Here is a 15,944-nt window from a genome sequence, read left to right as displayed (position 1 = left end):
ACCGAAGAAGGAAAAAAAGAAGCTCCGCGGTAAAAGAAAGAGCTGCTCATTTACCGAAGAAGGAAAAAAAGGAATCCTGCGGTAAAAGAAAGGACTATTCATTAACTCCAAAAGGGTCATGCAGAAACTTACGGGCAATGAAAAGCTTCTATATATTTTACTCCGCTCTTTTCCCCTTTTAGCTCCTAAACTTGATTTATTTTCCAATTTATTATATAGTACATTACAACAGTAATGTACTATATGTGAGGAGGCGGTGACGATTCTTAATACAGACGGAACAAAGCCTATTTATATACAAATTGCGGAATGGATTGAAACGGAGATTATGAATGGACATTTTAAAAAAGATGATAAAGTCTATTCCCAATATCAATTAGCTGAAATGTATACCATCAATCCGGCAACTGCTGCAAAGGGACTTAATCTTTTAGTTGATGAAGCCATCCTCTACAAAAAAAGGGGGCTGGGCATGTTTGTCACAATGAATGCAAAAGAACAGATCATGAATAAACGAAAAAATCAAACATTGAAGCGGTTAGTGCAGGAAATTGTGTTAGAGGCAAATCGCTTGCATATTAGTGAAACAGAATTAATTGAAATGATAAAGGATGCACAATCTGGGGAGGGTGAGCAATGAAGGTGATAGAGTGCAAGGGCTTGACGAAGACCTATTTTCGGAGAAAGGTTTTAAATAATCTCTCTTTTACAATTGAAGAAAATACAATCACTGGATTAATTGGCCGAAATGGAGTCGGCAAAACGACTTTACTTAAAATAATTGCTGGTTTCATTAAAGAAACATCGGGAGACATTGAGGTTTTTTCGGAACGCCCTTTTAACAGTTTAAATGTCTCAGTGAATTCCATATTTGTAGATGACCAGATGAACTTTCCTCCAGCCCTTCAGCTCTATGAATTATTAGAGGAGGCGAGCAGATTCTATCCAAATTGGGATATGGAATTGGCCAAACGCCTGATTAATTATTTTTCCCTTGACCCAAAGCATTATCACAATCGCCTTTCAAAAGGGAAGACTAGTACATTCAATGCCATTGTTGGTTTAGCAGCCCGTCCATCATTAACGATCTTTGACGAACCTACAACAGGAATGGATGCAGCGGTCAGGAAGGATTTCTATCGTGCCTTGCTTAAGGACTATCTTGCACATCCAAGGAGCATTATCATCTCTAGCCATCATTTAGATGAGATTGAAGATTTGTTGGAGGATGTTCTTTTGATTAAGGATGGAAGAAATCATTTGCATATGCCGATGGAAGAACTAAAGGAATGGAGCATCGGTTTAAAAGGGGAAACAATCGTGATTCAAGAGTTGATTAAGGACCGTGAGATTGTTTATGAAAAGCTGATTGGAGGAAACACACTGTACGCGATTGTGAGAAATGATTTCTTAGAGACCGAATTGCAGAAAGCGAAACTTGCAGGAGTGGAGGTTACTGCTGTTGCTCCTAGTGATCTATGTGTCTACTTAACGAACGAAACGAAGGGGGGAATTGACGATGTCTTTAAGGGCCGTTAATTTAACGGATATTGTAAAAAGGCAATATCTGTTCAAGCTAAAGGCGAATATCGATTCATTTAGTGCCCTTGTCGGAATTCAGCTGCTAGCTATGCTGTTTTCAATGGGTGGGGCCCATTCATTTCATTCTTCATCAGATCGCATGGTTTTAAGTGTTAATTATTTATCTGCAGATGTTGTCATTGCTTTCACAATGATTTGGGCTTTAGTTACCGGTATTACGATTACAACGAAGCCCCATCGTCATTTTGATTTTACGTTCGTAACTAATCGTCTGAGCAGCAGCTTAGCCAATATCATCTTTCTATTTTCAGCAAGCATCCTCGGCGGAATTACGGCGATGTTAGCTAGAAGCTTACCTTTAGTTGTAAGGTATATTTTCTTTGGTGAACAGTTTAATAACATGCCGATAACAACTGCAGAATTTCTTCTTGGTGTTGTCGCAACGATTCTATATTTGTTCTGTATCAGCGCAATTGGCTATTTTATTGGGTCACTCGTACAAATAAGCAAGCTGTTTGTTGTTTTAATCCCTGTCCTGATTATAGGATTGATGTTCCTTGATGGTTTCATGAATAGGGAGCCATTTTTAGTAAATATTTTTCAAGTCTACCTTCAGGAATCATCCATCGGATTGTTCATTATAAAAATGACCGTTACGTCTGCCTTATTTTTCATTGGATCCATTGGAATCCTAAATCGGATGGAGGTTAGACGATGAATATCATGGGAACCTTATTGCTGTTTGCTGCATTTATTATCCTGGTTATGATTGTTACTAGCTTAAATGCAAAGAGAAAGTTTATTACTGTAAAGGTTACGCATTGGCTGCTAATGATATATGTTGGTGTGCTCCTGATTTCTGGATTTTATCTGGCGTTATTGCCGCAAGACCGTGCTGCTAGTCGGGAGGCGAAGGAAAATTGGAATGAAGATTGGGCAAGAGATCATTTCTACAATTCTTTACATGAAGGGAATGTTGATCAATTAGAGGGCAGGCAATTAATTCATGCAAAGACTTATGATTATGCAAAAAACACACTTAATATTGAAATAACGGGGTATGCTGACCGTATTTATGTGGAGCGAAAAGACGATGATGATGGTGTAATCGAAGCTCGTGTTTATACGGATGGTTTGATTGTGGGCGGATTTGATTTTTCGAATAAAATACCCCCTGTTAATTTCGGGTTAAACGATGATAGACTAAATATAAACTATCCTAACCATCAAATAATAAATATTTCTGTAGCCAGAAAAGAATTTACGATTAATCAATTTACCGGTCAACATCCAATTAATGATGTCATTGGAGATGGAGTATTAGCTGTATATTTAATTATTCCTAAATCACTTCAATTGCAAAGCGAAATTGCAGATTTTCAATATGTTAATGAATAGGGGCTGTCCTAAAGCAAAGATGCCAGGCACCACGATTCATGATGATGTTTATCGTGGAGCCAGGCACCTTATAGAACAGCCTCAGGGAGGATGAAAACTTTGGAACAGGAAAAACAGCCTTATATGTCAAAGGAGCTTGATGAGGAGACTCTTTTTATTGTATCTCAAACCTTTAAAGCCTTATCAGATCCGACTCGAATCCGGATCCTGCATTTATTATTTGAAGGGGAGCATTCGGTAAATGAAATTGCTGAAAGTCTATCATTGCTCCAATCAACCGTATCACACCAGCTTCGTTTCCTGAAAAATTTACGCTTAGTCAAATTTAGACGAGAAGGTACGTCCCTTTTTTATTCTTGTGATGATGATCATGTGATGGATATATTAAAACAAACAATTGAACATGCGAACCATCATTAATTACAGCTTCCATGATGATTCGGGCAGCCGAATTCTATTTTTTCAACCTGAATGGTACTATGCTCAATCCCAAAGTCATCGTGGAGAATGGATTGGGCATGGTGCAAAATGACATCATGGATCCCATCATTTTCAATGACAAGGTGGCAGCTTAACATCGGCATTCCAGATGTAATCGACCAAATATGAATATCATGAACCGTATTGACGAAAGGAATTTTATGAAGAGCTGTCTTGACCTTCTCAATCTCAATGTGAACGGGGGAGCCTTCCATCAAAATGTGCAAGGATTCCTTCGTTACCCCCCAGCCGCTTACGATGATGAGACCGGCTACAATGACGCTGGCAATCGGGTCAGCTATTCCCCATCCGAAGAACATCATTAGCAGTGCGGCAATGATGGCGCCTACCGATCCAAGCATATCTCCAATTACATGAAGAAAGGCACTTCGGACATTTAAATTCTCCTCTTTATCCCCCCGCATTAAAATCCAAGCTGCAAGAATATTGACTAATAATCCAATGGAAGAAACAATCAACATTCCGACACTTTGAACTTCAGGGGGATTGAAAAAGCGGTGGTAGGCTTCATAAAAAATATAAAGTGAAATAAGAATGAGTGTAATTCCATTTAATGCAGCAGCAATGATTTCAAACCTTTTATAGCCAAAAGTCTTTGAAGCTGAAGCCTTTTTTTCTCCAAGTTTAATGGCAAATAGACTCAAGCCCAATGCCGCTGCATCACTAAGCATATGGCCTGCATCGGAAAGAAGTGCCAAGCTATTTGTCATAATCCCGCCAATTACCTCAACAACCATGAATGCAGCTATTAAGAGAAAGGCTATAAATAACGCTTTTTTATTTTCAATGCTTCCATGAGAGTGGTTATGTCCATGAGCATTACCATGGTGGTGACCCATAGTAAAACCTCCTATTTTCATATATGAATATATAATCATATATAGTATGACAAAGGACTTAAAATGTTTCAACTATTATATTTGGAAAAATGAAAATGATTTATTCAAAAATTTTTGAAAGGATAAAAAGAGCTGCCCCCTCAAGATACGAAATGGGGGCAGCCTTGTTATTATTAAAAAGAAAAAAGTTGAATTAATATTGAACATTAATTTTACAATACCTTACTTAAAAATGCCTTCGTACGTTCATGCTGAGGGTTCCCAAATAACTCATTTGGTTCATTTTCTTCCACGATATAACCGCCGTCCATGAAGATAACCCGGTCACCTACTTCACGGGCAAATCCCATTTCATGTGTTACAACTACCATGGTCATTCCCTCTTTAGCCAGCTGCTTCATTACCTCCAACACATCACCGACCATTTCAGGGTCAAGTGCAGATGTCGGCTCATCAAATAGCATGATTTTTGGATTCATAGCTAAAGCTCTAGCGATGGCAACACGCTGCTTCTGACCGCCAGATAATTCCCCTGGATAGCTATTGGCCTTATCTTCAAGCCCAACCTTATCTAGAAGATCAAGTGCAATTTTCTGAGCAGCCTCTTTTGTTGTTCCGTGAATCTTTATCGGGCCAAGTGTGATGTTCTCCATGACTGTTTTGTGAGGGAATAGATTAAATTGTTGGAAAACCATTCCAACCTCTTGTCTGACCTTGTTTATATTTATTTTTGAATCTGTAATGTCATGTCCGTTAATGATGACCTGACCGCCCGTAATATCTTCAAGACGATTCATGCACCGTAAAAAGGTGCTTTTTCCAGAGCCAGAAGGTCCAATTACGCAAACTACTTCTTTTTCTTTAATATCAGCGTTAATATCTTTTAATACTTCTAACTGGCCAAATGACTTTTTTAGATTTTTTATTTGTATAATACTCATCGTAATTCAAATCTCCTTTCTAGGAAGCTAGCAAGCAAGGAAATTAAATAAATAACAATAAAATAAATGACACCAACGGCAAGCCATATGTTAAATGCATCAAAAGTAGCTGCGGATTGAATCTGGCCTTGCTGTGTTAAATCTGCAATTCCAATGATTGAAAGTAGGGAGGTATCCTTTAAACTAATAATTGATTGATTCGTAATGGTGGGAAGCATTCTTCTAAAAGCCTGAGGAAGTACAATATAACGCATAGACTGAGATCCTGTTAACCCAATAGATCTTGCCGCTTCGGTCTGACCTTTATCAATAGATTGTATTCCTGCACGGATGATTTCTGAAAAGTAAGCACCAGCATTAATAGCAACCGTAATAATCCCTGCTGTTGTATTGTTCAATGAAATAAAGCCTAATGTATTTAATCCAAAGTATATAAAAAATAATTGAACAATAAACGGTGTTCCGCGGATCGCATCGACAAATATCTTTGCAATAATATTAAGAATCTTAAACGGGGAAAGTCTAAATAATGCCATAACAAGTCCAATTAAAAAGCCAAGAATGATTGCAATGATAAAAATATAGGCAGTTACTTGCAGTCCCTTTAATAAATAAGGAAGAACAGATAAAATTGTCTCCATCTTGAAGTCATCTCCTTTCAAAAGAAAGCGCGCTTGAGGGCGCGCTTTTATGTTTGTTTCCTAGAATTATTACTCACCAAGGTAAGTTTTTAGAATTTCATCATATTTTCCATTTTCCTTAAGTTCAGCAAGACCTTTGTTGATCTTTTCTAGAACTTCTTGATTTTTGCCTTTTAATACAGCAATACCGTATTGGTCGTTATTTAAGCGGTCACCAGCAATTTGTAATCCAAGGTCTTTTTGAGCGATTGCATAAGCGATAACTGGATAATCTTCAATAAGAGCATCAGCATTTCCGTTTGCTACTTCTTGGAACATAGCTGGGCTGTCATTAAATTGAACGACTTTAAAGCCTTTGCTATCAGCATTTTCTTGTGCAAATAGTGCACCTGAAGTTCCTTTTTTTACAGCTACTGTTTTGCCTTTAAGGTCATCTAAAGTTGTAATATCGCTATTGTCCTTTTTAACGACTAATGTAATACCAGCATCAAAGTATGGTTCTGAGAAATCAACAATTTTCTTTCTCTCTTCTGTAATACTCATACCTGCAATGGCAATATCAAGCTGGTTAGCTTGCATAGCTGGAATGATTCCGCCGAAATCCATTGGATTTAAATCAATTTTAATTCCTTGGCTTTCTGCAATAGCATTGATTATTTCAATATCAATTCCTTTGTATTCTCCGCCTTCTTCAAATTCAAAAGGAGGATAAGTAGTATCAATTCCAACTTTATATACTTTAGAATCATCACTAGATGAACCTTCTCCTGACTTTCCTTCACTTTTATCTGTGCCACAAGCAGCAAGTAGAAGGCTAAGGATAACAAATAAACTAAATAAACTGAATTCCTTCATTTTCCAATCACTCCCTATATTCTGATTATTGATGTTTTACGAATATTTAACAAATATATCATAAAACATTAAAAACGCATACTAAATTCAACAAAAAATAGTATTTCGCATTTAAAAAAATTCTTATTCCAAAATAGTTTATTTTTGGATGTTTTATTGATGCTTTTAATAAATTCATTTAATAATATTATTATTTTCATAATATAAAGAAGGTTAAGGGTGCTGCAGCCGTTTAAATAATTATTACAAAAAAATCAGGACCGAATCAAAAATAGATTTGGTCCTGATTTATCTTAAGTTTACTTTAATGGCTCTTTTCGTATATAGTCCGAATACTGAAGAATTTGCAAGGTGTTATTAATCTTTTTTTGCAATTCTTTTGTGTTCTTGGATTTCTTCATGGTTTTTCGATCATATAACGAAGCAGGGTGCTTAGCACTTGGTGCAGTATACAGTATGTTATTGCTGATAAACGATCCGCCGGGCATATAGTAACGCATCCCAATAAGGTTATTTTCGTATTGAAAAAGATTATGGCCGATCATTTGCCTATCATGCTCAATTCCAAGAAGGTTTAGAAGGGTTGGCATGAGGTCTATTTGACCGCCAAGTCTAGAGTAAGTTTCCCCCATAAAAATATCCGGCGCGGTGAAAAGAACAGGTACAGTAAAGCGGTCATGGAGATTATAGCGATGACCTAGCGTTTCCTTTAACAACTCCTGGTCCTTTTCTGTTACGGGTGCTCCGTGTAATCCTGAATGGTCTCCGTATATTAACAAAATCGAATCCTCATAAATCTCAAGATCCTTTAGTTTTTGGATAAACAATCCGATTTGTTCATCCGTATAGCGTACTGATTGTAAATAGTTTCCGACATATGTCCCATTAAATTCTTCGGGCAAATTAAGATATTCCATTTCAGCTGGCATTTCGAAAGGGGTATGACTTGTAAGGGTGATGATATTTGAATACATTTTTTCCTGTGATTCCAGCTGGTCTGGTAATTGTGACACGACAAAGTTAAATAATATTTCATCGGCTGGGCCGAAGCCAATTAGTTTCTCGTTCGGGATTTCACTGTTTGTATATACATAGTCAAAACCAAGTGCAGGATATAATTTATCACGGCTCCAATAAGTAATATCATCCGCATGATAGGTAGCCGTTCCATAACCATGTTTTTTCAACGTGCGGACTAGTGAGGGGATCTTATTGCCATCAATGACATTTACAGTTGGATCCATGCCCTCTGGATAAAGGGATGTATGCATAAGCCACTCTGCATCCGATGTGTTGCCAGCGCCAATTTGCTGATACACATTATTGAAATAAGCACTATCCTTCAAGAGGTCATTTAGATGCGGCGTTATTTCCTGTCCCTCAATCGTTTGATTAATAGTGAATTCCTGTAAGGATTCTACTTGAATCACAAATACATGACGATCCTTTGCAATGCCATAAGTTCGATGCTCAGTAAAAGGCACATACACATTGCCTTTTAATTTCGCTAACTCCTCATCTGATAAGTGTTCATTTTGAGCAAAGGCTGTGCCAAACCCGCGTTCATACAATTGCACAAATTGGGATTGAATATATCCATGCTTTTTGGCGAAATAGGATACATCCACTAAAGGATAGAAAAAGGCAAGAACGGTAGTAGCGAATCCTAAACAGCTTAATCCGATCGCCCATCTTTTTGCATTTAAGAAATTGTTTCGTCTATTTGATTTTGTAAAATACCAGATTAGCGGAAGAATCAATGCTACATCTAAGAAAAATAAGAAATCATAAGGAGTCCCAAGCAAAGCAACTGTCCCTTTGACAGAGTTTGATTGGTAGATTTGTTTTACATCATAATAGGAAGGGACTGTTGAAAAATATCTTGTGTAGAAAACAACAACGATAAAAAGGACAGATAAGCCAAGATTATAAAGCCAGATCGTTAGCCATTTTCGTTTTTTACTTAAAAGAATGAAGATGGTTAAGCCAAGTGCCCACATTGGAAACTCTATTAACAGAATGTGGAAAATGGATTTGTTATCAAAAATAACAATTTGAAAAGCTGTAATTTTTAAAAAAAGAACAAGCATGATCAAGGTAAATGGATGGCATAGTACATTTTTTACTTCTGCAAGCCGAAACTTATTCATTGGAGAAGGCACCTCTTGACGTATTGATCATCCTAAACTTTACCAAACAAACATCAAGTCTTGCAAACAATATATATGAGATTGTAATTAAATTATGTAGGAGAAGTTCCTTGAAGTTTTTGGAAACTTTTTTTTCTGTCCCTCTGTGACTTAACAATTTATCACCATATAAAATGGAATCTATTCGATAACCAAACCATTATTATTTGTGTGTTAAAGATTTTTTTACTATTTGGTTTAACTTAGAAAAATATAGAAAAAATAATAATTAATGAAAAAGTACTTGTTTTTTTTATGAAATCCTTCTATAGTAATCTGGTAATGACAACTGTCAAGACAGGGGGAGAACAACATGGCAGAGAAAACAATTTCACAGAGAAAGCTACTAGGCATTGCAGGGCTAGGATGGATGTTCGATGCAATGGATGTCGGTATGCTTTCATTTATTATCGTAGCACTTAAAACTGAATGGGGCTTGACACCAGCTCAAATGGGCTGGATTGGAAGTGTTAATTCAATTGGGATGGCTGTAGGTGCGTTAGTTTTTGGTTTGTGGGCTGACCGTATTGGTAGAAAGAATATTTTTATCATTACTTTGCTCATGTTTTCACTTGCAAGCGGATTTTCAGCATTCACAACAACACTTGCAGCATTTCTAATTTTACGCTTTTTCGTTGGGATGGGGCTTGGAGGAGAATTGCCTGTCGCCTCAACACTCGTTTCGGAAAGTGTATCAGCTAAAGATCGTGGGCGGGTTGTCGTTCTGCTTGAAAGTTTTTGGGCGTTTGGCTGGTTGCTTGCTGCTATTATTTCATATTTTGTTATTCCTTCATTTGGTTGGCAAATCGCACTTATTCTCGGTGCACTTCCTGCCTTTTATGCCATTTACTTGCGTTTAAATCTGCCGGATTCTCCAGCATTTTCACCAAAAAAAGTGGAAAAACGGACGGTTAGACAAAACGTTCGCGATGTCTGGTCTAAAAAATATGCCCGCTCCACCTTGGTGTTATGGACTGTCTGGTTTACAGTCGTTTTTTCATACTATGGCATGTTCCTATGGCTTCCAAGTGTCATGGTCATGAAGGGTTTTAACATGATTCAAAGCTTTGAATATGTTTTGATCATGACACTCGCTCAGCTGCCGGGTTACTTTACAGCAGCATGGCTTATTGAACGTGTAGGACGGAAATTTGTGCTTGCTGTCTATTTACTTGGCACAGCCGGTTCAGCTCTTGTTTTCGGCAACGCTGAAACGACAGCCGTTCTTATAACAGCGGGAATTTTATTGTCATTCTTTAACCTAGGAGCGTGGGGTGCATTGTACGCCTATACTCCGGAACAATATCCGGCTGTCATTCGCGGCACTGGCTCTGGAATGGCCGCATCCATCGGCCGGGTGGGAGGAATACTTGGACCGCTGCTTGTGGGTTCACTTGTTGCTGCAGGCTATTCAATTGGCTTCATATTCGGCATATTTTGTGTGAGCATCATTATTGGTGTTATTACCCTTGTTTTTCTTGGCAGGGAAACACGCCAAATTGAATTAACATAATTAATACTAACTAAGAAAAAAAGCCAAAGAGGCGGCATTGTTCGCAACTTGGGCTTTTTTTCTATTTTTTCCAAAAGGGTATAAAGGTAAATGATATAAAAATGAGTAGGTACTATGACATGCATTGGGGACTGAGTATTCGAAAAATATTATACTAAATAGTCCTACTTTTACTTCTAAGAAATATATATAGGGAGAAGGCTTGTATTTCAAAAAGAAGAAAATAGGAGGGTCAGTATGAAGTTTAAAAAGTCTTTGGCACTATTGTTAACTGGAGGTTTAATAGCAGGTATATTAGCTGGCTGTGCTGAAAAAACAGAAACAGGAAGCTCAGGTTCAGGTGAGCAAAAGGATTCGGCCGTTATAAAAATTGCTACACAGACTCCGCTCTCAGGTGGAAGTGCAACGATAGGGGAAGCTATTAAATTAGGTGCACAGCTTAAATTAGACGAAGAAAAGGCCAAATTTAAAGAATTGGGTTTTGAGTTGCAGCTTGTTCCTTATGATGACCAAGCGGATCCAAAAAAAGGCGTGGCCAATGCACAATTAATTGGTTCAGATAAATCGATCCTCGCTGTTGTCGGTCACTTTAACTCAGGTGTGGCGATTCCTTCATCAGAAGTATATGAAAAATATGCGATCCCGATGGTTTCTCCTGCTAACTCAGCAACAGATGTTACGGATAGAGGATTAAAAACTGTCAACCGAATCGTCGCTCGTGATGACTTTCAAGGTCCAGCAGGCGCTGAATTCGCAGTTAACACATTAAATGCAAAGAAAATCTTTGTTGTTCAAGATAAAACAGCATATGGTACTGGTCTAGCAGAAGCTTTCAAGAAAGCAGCGGAAGAAAAAGGTGCTGAAATTCTTGGGTTTGAAGGGATTACAGTCGGAGAAAAAGACTTCAATGGTGTTGTTAACCAAATTCTTTCCAAGAAGCCAGATTTAGTATTCTTCGGAGGAATCTATTCAGAAGCAGGTCTGTTAATTAAACAATCCCGCGAAAAAGGCATCGATGTTCCGTTTTTAGGGGGAGATGGACTGGATTCTTCTACTCTTGTTGAAATTGCTGGAGATGCCGTTAAAAATACGTACATCACTGCTTTAGCAGGGGATTCTACTAAAACTGAAGAAGGTAAAAAATTCATAGAAAAATACAAAGCCACATTTAATAAAAATACGGAATCCTACTCAGTTTACGGTTATGACACAATGGGGCTAGTTTTAAAAGCGATTGAAGATTCGATAAAAGCAAATGACAACAAATTGCCAACACGTGAACAAGTAAGAGATGCCGTTCGCGCCGTGAAGGACTATCAAGGTGTTCTGACAAAAGTTAGCTTTGACGATATAGGAGACAATGATTTTGCTAAAGTATTTATTTATCAATTTGCAGAAGTTAGCTATCCGCCACAAGCTGTAGGTGAAATAAATAAATAAGATTCATTGGCTGAAAGGGGTATAACCCATTCTATTGGGAAAATACCCTTCTTTGTCTAGCCTCCAGCGCCTACCCCCTCGAGGTCACAAGCCAATCCTCCCAGAAAGGTAAAGTACACCATTCCGTGAGGATCGTCTTGTGCTTGTCGGGGGTGACCAAGGCGCTTACGCTTTTCTATTTTCTACATTTGAAAGAGGAGGTAACGTATGCTGACTGAATTATTGCAAACAATCCCTCAAGTTTTAATTGACGGTCTGACCTTAGGAGCTGTGTATGCTGTAATTGCTTTAGGGTACACGATGGTTTATGGGATATTAGAATTAATCAATTTTGCTCACGGTGAGATCTTTATGACAGGTGCTTTTATCGGTACAGCGATTCTCATCGTTTTGACAGGAATAGGGTGGGTTTCAGCGGTGCCTGCAATTGTTATGCTGATTACGGTACTTTTATTAACAGCTATCCTAACTGGCTTTATAGGGATGGGGATTGAACGAGTAGCGTATCGACCGTTACGAAAAGCACCTAGATTAATCCCCCTTATCACTGCAATTGGTATTTCGTTTTTATTACAAGATATTGTGAGATTCATAGCTGAATTGAAAAAAGGAAACTTTATCGTAACGGGACCAAGTCTTTTTACAAATCAAATTTCAATTAAAGCTTCTTCCATTAGCTCTATTTTTAACGATGCATCTATTAAAACATCATTTGTTATTGTGCTTGTAACGGCCATAATTATGATGATTGGTCTTGACTTCTTTGTTAATCGAACAAAATGGGGAATGGCTATGAGGGCTGTAGCTCAAGATCGTGAAACTGCTTCCTTAATGTCAGTCAATGTGAATAAGGTCATTTCAATCACCTTTTTTGTTGGGTCTGCTCTAGGTGGAGCAACGGGGGTACTATTTGCCGTACAATACGGAACAATCGATCCGTATATTGGGTTTATTCTAGGGTTAAAGGCATTTACAGCAGCAGTATTAGGCGGCATCGGAAATATTCGTGGTGCTATGCTAGGGGGGCTGTTGCTCGGAGTAATGGAAATGTTTGCATCTGCCAATTTAACACTATTAACCGGTGGATTATTCGGTGCCGAATACAAAGATGTCTTTGCCTTTGCCATCTTGATCATCGTGTTACTTTTTAAGCCGGAGGGTCTACTTGGCAAACCGGTCGCTGAGAAAGTGTAGGTGGGAAGAATGAAAACTCTATGGGATAAATATAAACAAAACAAAATGGCACATGGAATTTTTCTTTTAATTTACATCGGAGTTTCTTCATTAAGTTTATTTATGGCACAAAGGTCAGTTACTGCATTCCTGCTATTATTATCTTCCTTGTTATTGCTATATTTTACAAATTTCAAAAATCTGACGAAATGGCTGATTGCGGGAATTGTTCTTGTGTTTCTACTCCCGTTCACAGCAAGTCAAGGAGATGCCTATCAATCCTATATGGAAGTTGCTACACTTGTTGGAATCTATATAGCAATGGCTCTCGGATTAAATATTGTCGTTGGAATGGCTGGTCTTCTTGACTTGGGATTTGTCGCCTTCTTTGCTGTTGGAGCATACACATATGGGATTTTTGCTACAGCCCAAGCTTCGAATTTTATGCCGTTTGGTACGTTTCCACTTTCAGGAGAAAGCTTTTGGATCTTTATTATTTTGGGCTGTTTAGTTGCAGCGTTGTTTGGAATTTTACTCGGAATTCCGGTTCTTCGGGTAAAAGGGGATTATTTAGCAATCGTTACATTAGGGTTTGGCGAGATTATTAGAATTATTTTTAATAACCTTGACCGCCCGCTTAATATTACAAACGGTGCAATGGGAATTCCTTCTGTTACCCCGCCTCGATTGTTTGGAATAGATTTTCTTTTTCCAAGTCATTTTTATTACATTGTACTCGTACTCCTGTTATTTACCATTTTTACGGTCCGTCGTTTCGAGCATTCAAAAATTGGCCGTTCATGGAAAGCGGTCAGAGAAAATGAAATTGCTGCTCAAGCGATGGGTGTTCCTTTAGTGCGGACAAAACTAATGGCTTTTGCAATCGGTGCCTCCTTCTCAGGGATGATGGGTGTCGTATTTGCTGCAAAACAAGCCTTTGTCGATCCTACAAGCTTTACTCTTCTCGAGTCGATTACGATTTTAGTTATGGTACTCTTAGGCGGGATGGGCAGTGTCCCAGGTGTTATTCTAGGTGCGGCTGTGATGACGATTCTGAACCTTCAAGTATTAACTGAAATAACAAATTGGTTGAATCAGTTAAGCTTGTCAGGGGCAATTTCAATCCCAGATGCCCTTTCACCGGCTAAAATGCAAAGATTAATATTTGGTTTGCTATTAATCTTGTTTGCTTTATATAGGCCAAAGGGACTTTTGCCGGCAAAAAATCGTGTCTATGATGAAAAGGTTTTACAAGAGGGAAGCAGTCAAGCTGCTTTAGGAATTTTACCTGAAAATGAGAAGCTCAATGCGAAGGAGGTGTAGATGCATGTCTATTTTAGAGGTCCAAAATTTAACAAAGCAATTTGGCGGCCTTACTGCTAATCAAGATGTATCGATGAAGGTGGAAAAAAGCTCAATTACAGCGGTGATTGGACCGAACGGGGCAGGAAAAACAACATTTTTTAATATGATTACAGGTGTGTACCAGCCAACATCCGGCAGTATTTTGCTTGAAAATGAAAAAATAAACGGTTTAAAACCGGATGAGGTATCAAAAAAAGGAATATCAAGAACCTTTCAAAATATCCGTTTGTTTAATGAAATGTCAGTTCTCGAAAATGTTCTTGTAGGCATGCATACACATTTAAAAGCAGGACTTATGGGGATTTTATTCAATCTTCCAGCCATTCGCAAAGAAGAAAGAGCATCTGAAATAAAAGCGTATCAATTATTGGAATATGTAGGACTTGCTCCCCTTTTAAATGAGAAAGCAAGCAATCTAAGCTATGGTGCTCAAAGAAGGCTAGAAATTGCAAGAGCTCTTGCTGCGGATCCAAAGGTCTTATTACTAGATGAGCCTGCTGCAGGTATGAATCCAAAAGAAACAAACGAACTTACTCAGCTTATCAAAAGAATGAGAGAAGAATTCAATCTGACTATTATTTTAATTGAGCATGATATGAAGCTGGTCATGAAGATTTCTGAACATATCGTTGTACTGGACCATGGCGAAAAAATTGCAGAAGGAAAGCCTGAAGACATTCGAAACAATCCTAAGGTTATCGAAGCATACTTAGGAACTGGGGCTGTTCAGGTTGGATAGGGGGATAAAACATGCTTCAAATAAAAAATGTTGAAACCTACTATGGCGGGATACAGGCCTTAAAAGGGATAGATGTTGCAGTGGATAAAGGTGAAATTGTTACTCTTATCGGCAGTAATGGAGCAGGAAAATCAACCACTTTAAAATCCATTAGCGGCCTAGCGAAAGTAACGAATGGTAACATTGTCTATAACGGATCAGAAATATCAAATAAGCCTGCCCATGAAACGACTTTGTTGGGGATAGCACATGTGCCAGAAGGCCGGAAGATTTTTCCAAAACTGTCGGTCAAGGAAAACTTATTAATGGGAGCCTTTTCTGTAAAAAATAAGAGTGTAATTGATCAAAGAATGGAAAGGGTTTTTCAATATTTTCCTAAGTTGAAAGATCGTTTTGAGCAAAAGGGCGGTACGATGAGCGGAGGGGAACAGCAAATGCTTGCCATCGGACGAGCCCTTATGATGGAACCTGATTTATTAATGCTAGACGAGCCTTCAATGGGGCTTGCGCCAATCATTGTGGAACAAATTTTTGAAATCATCAAAGAACTAAATCAAGAAGGCATAACCATCTTACTGGTTGAACAAAATGCTTATCAAGCTCTGCAAATTGCCCATAGAGGTTATGTGATTCAAACAGGAGAAATTAAACTTCAAGGAGACGGCAATGAGCTGCTTAAGAATGAAGAAGTCCGTGAAGCATATTTAGCATAAGATAGCCTAAATCTCATATTAATCTAACGCTTAGATACTTTCTATCCAAGCGTTTTTTTGTTGTTCTGAAAACTATTGAGAGGTATTATTCCATA

Annotated in this window: 17 protein-coding genes; 12 read left to right on the top strand and 5 right to left on the bottom strand. The window is 38.2% G+C overall.

The genetic code is table 11. The annotated features are described in order from the left end of the window. The 6 genes from V7122_RS14445 to V7122_RS14420 all read left to right on the top strand — a co-directional run. A partial coding sequence (locus V7122_RS14445; protein ID WP_335527340.1) for a hypothetical protein occupies window positions 1-182 on the top strand: 182 nt, incomplete at its 5' end. A 74-nt stretch (window positions 183-256) separates the two neighbouring features. Continuing rightward, a complete protein-coding gene (locus V7122_RS14440; RefSeq protein WP_335345090.1) occupies window positions 257-640 on the top strand; it encodes a GntR family transcriptional regulator in 384 nt (127 codons plus the stop codon). After that, on the top strand, window positions 637-1,539 hold the full coding sequence (locus tag V7122_RS14435; RefSeq protein WP_335345091.1) for an ABC transporter ATP-binding protein: 903 nt from the start codon (window positions 637-639) through the stop codon (window positions 1,537-1,539). Before V7122_RS14440 ends, V7122_RS14435 begins: the two co-directional genes overlap by 4 nt. Then, the gene (locus V7122_RS14430; protein ID WP_335345092.1) at window positions 1,520-2,260 is read left to right on the top strand and encodes a hypothetical protein; all 741 of its coding nucleotides are present in this window, start codon (window positions 1,520-1,522) and stop codon (window positions 2,258-2,260) included. Before V7122_RS14435 ends, V7122_RS14430 begins: the two co-directional genes overlap by 20 nt. Next, entirely contained in the window at window positions 2,257-2,940 is a 684-nt protein-coding gene (locus tag V7122_RS14425; RefSeq protein WP_335345093.1) for a hypothetical protein, read from the top strand. The genes V7122_RS14430 and V7122_RS14425 overlap by 4 nt, the downstream gene beginning before the upstream one ends. 123 nt (window positions 2,941-3,063) lie before the next feature. Then, window positions 3,064-3,360 (top strand): ArsR/SmtB family transcription factor, encoded by a 297-nt coding sequence (locus V7122_RS14420; RefSeq protein WP_191969124.1) that lies wholly within the window; start codon window positions 3,064-3,066, stop codon window positions 3,358-3,360. Here V7122_RS14420 and V7122_RS14415 read toward each other — a convergent pair. From V7122_RS14415 to V7122_RS14395, 5 genes are all read right to left on the bottom strand, one after another. Further along, complete coding sequence (locus V7122_RS14415; RefSeq protein WP_335527338.1) at window positions 3,357-4,280, bottom strand: cation diffusion facilitator family transporter; 924 nt, start codon at window positions 4,278-4,280, stop codon at window positions 3,357-3,359. The two genes, V7122_RS14420 and V7122_RS14415, sit on opposite strands and share 4 nt — an antisense overlap. 212 nt (window positions 4,281-4,492) lie before the next feature. Further along, on the bottom strand, window positions 4,493-5,221 hold the full coding sequence (locus V7122_RS14410) for an amino acid ABC transporter ATP-binding protein (protein ID WP_335345095.1): 729 nt from the start codon (window positions 5,219-5,221) through the stop codon (window positions 4,493-4,495). After that, a complete protein-coding gene (locus tag V7122_RS14405) occupies window positions 5,218-5,862 on the bottom strand; it encodes an amino acid ABC transporter permease (RefSeq protein WP_335345096.1) in 645 nt (214 codons plus the stop codon). Before V7122_RS14405 ends, V7122_RS14410 begins: the two co-directional genes overlap by 4 nt. Before the next feature lie 69 nt (window positions 5,863-5,931). Further along, window positions 5,932-6,717 (bottom strand): transporter substrate-binding domain-containing protein, encoded by a 786-nt coding sequence (locus tag V7122_RS14400; RefSeq protein WP_335527335.1) that lies wholly within the window; start codon window positions 6,715-6,717, stop codon window positions 5,932-5,934. Window positions 6,718-7,016: 299 nt separating this feature from the next. Then, a complete protein-coding gene (locus V7122_RS14395) occupies window positions 7,017-8,867 on the bottom strand; it encodes an LTA synthase family protein (RefSeq protein ID WP_335353571.1) in 1,851 nt (616 codons plus the stop codon). Between the two features lie 352 nt (window positions 8,868-9,219). On the opposite strand from V7122_RS14395, the gene V7122_RS14390 reads away from it, so the two are divergent. The 6 genes from V7122_RS14390 (at window position 9,220) to V7122_RS14365 (ending at window position 15,849) form a co-directional block, all read left to right on the top strand. Then, on the top strand, window positions 9,220-10,419 hold the full coding sequence (locus tag V7122_RS14390) for an MFS transporter (RefSeq protein WP_335345099.1): 1,200 nt from the start codon (window positions 9,220-9,222) through the stop codon (window positions 10,417-10,419). 237 nt (window positions 10,420-10,656) lie between these two features. Then, window positions 10,657-11,859, top strand: a complete 1,203-nt coding sequence (locus V7122_RS14385; RefSeq protein ID WP_335345100.1) for a branched-chain amino acid ABC transporter substrate-binding protein — start codon at window positions 10,657-10,659, stop codon at window positions 11,857-11,859. 207 nt (window positions 11,860-12,066) lie between these two features. Further along, entirely contained in the window at window positions 12,067-13,053 is a 987-nt protein-coding gene (locus tag V7122_RS14380) for a branched-chain amino acid ABC transporter permease (protein WP_335345101.1), read from the top strand. Window positions 13,054-13,062: 9 nt separating this feature from the next. Next, complete coding sequence (locus V7122_RS14375) at window positions 13,063-14,355, top strand: branched-chain amino acid ABC transporter permease (RefSeq protein WP_335527334.1); 1,293 nt, start codon at window positions 13,063-13,065, stop codon at window positions 14,353-14,355. A gap of 4 nt (window positions 14,356-14,359) precedes the next feature. Next, window positions 14,360-15,136, top strand: coding sequence for an ABC transporter ATP-binding protein (locus V7122_RS14370; RefSeq protein WP_335345103.1), 777 nt, complete (start codon window positions 14,360-14,362; stop codon window positions 15,134-15,136). Window positions 15,137-15,147: 11 nt separating this feature from the next. Then, window positions 15,148-15,849, top strand: coding sequence for an ABC transporter ATP-binding protein (locus V7122_RS14365; protein WP_335345104.1), 702 nt, complete (start codon window positions 15,148-15,150; stop codon window positions 15,847-15,849). Window positions 15,850-15,944: the final 95 nt, after the last annotated feature.

It is taken from the genome of Bacillus sp. JJ1532, assembly GCF_036965085.1.
Classification (GTDB): domain Bacteria; phylum Bacillota; class Bacilli; order Bacillales; family Cytobacillaceae; genus Cytobacillus.
The sequence above is the reverse complement of the archived record's forward strand: the minus strand, read 5'-3'. Positions and strand labels throughout refer to the sequence as shown.

Excerpts from the sequence above, each read along its gene's own strand:
- V7122_RS14410 (WP_335345095.1), bottom strand. The coding sequence starts at position 5,221 with ATGAGTATTATACAAATAAAAAATCTAAAAAAGTCATTTGGCCAGTTA.
- V7122_RS14430 (WP_335345092.1), top strand. The coding sequence starts at position 1,520 with ATGTCTTTAAGGGCCGTTAATTTAACGGATATTGTAAAAAGGCAATAT.
- V7122_RS14370 (WP_335345103.1), top strand. The coding sequence starts at position 14,360 with ATGTCTATTTTAGAGGTCCAAAATTTAACAAAGCAATTTGGCGGCCTT.
- V7122_RS14420 (WP_191969124.1), top strand. The coding sequence starts at position 3,064 with ATGTCAAAGGAGCTTGATGAGGAGACTCTTTTTATTGTATCTCAAACC.
- V7122_RS14365 (WP_335345104.1), top strand. The coding sequence starts at position 15,148 with ATGCTTCAAATAAAAAATGTTGAAACCTACTATGGCGGGATACAGGCC.
- V7122_RS14415 (WP_335527338.1), bottom strand. The coding sequence starts at position 4,280 with ATGGGTCACCACCATGGTAATGCTCATGGACATAACCACTCTCATGGA.
- V7122_RS14380 (WP_335345101.1), top strand. The coding sequence starts at position 12,067 with ATGCTGACTGAATTATTGCAAACAATCCCTCAAGTTTTAATTGACGGT.
- V7122_RS14400 (WP_335527335.1), bottom strand. The coding sequence starts at position 6,717 with ATGAAGGAATTCAGTTTATTTAGTTTATTTGTTATCCTTAGCCTTCTA.
- V7122_RS14385 (WP_335345100.1), top strand. The coding sequence starts at position 10,657 with ATGAAGTTTAAAAAGTCTTTGGCACTATTGTTAACTGGAGGTTTAATA.
- V7122_RS14395 (WP_335353571.1), bottom strand. The coding sequence starts at position 8,867 with ATGAATAAGTTTCGGCTTGCAGAAGTAAAAAATGTACTATGCCATCCA.
- V7122_RS14375 (WP_335527334.1), top strand. The coding sequence starts at position 13,063 with ATGAAAACTCTATGGGATAAATATAAACAAAACAAAATGGCACATGGA.
- V7122_RS14435 (WP_335345091.1), top strand. The coding sequence starts at position 637 with ATGAAGGTGATAGAGTGCAAGGGCTTGACGAAGACCTATTTTCGGAGA.
- V7122_RS14390 (WP_335345099.1), top strand. The coding sequence starts at position 9,220 with ATGGCAGAGAAAACAATTTCACAGAGAAAGCTACTAGGCATTGCAGGG.
- V7122_RS14425 (WP_335345093.1), top strand. The coding sequence starts at position 2,257 with ATGAATATCATGGGAACCTTATTGCTGTTTGCTGCATTTATTATCCTG.
- V7122_RS14405 (WP_335345096.1), bottom strand. The coding sequence starts at position 5,862 with ATGGAGACAATTTTATCTGTTCTTCCTTATTTATTAAAGGGACTGCAA.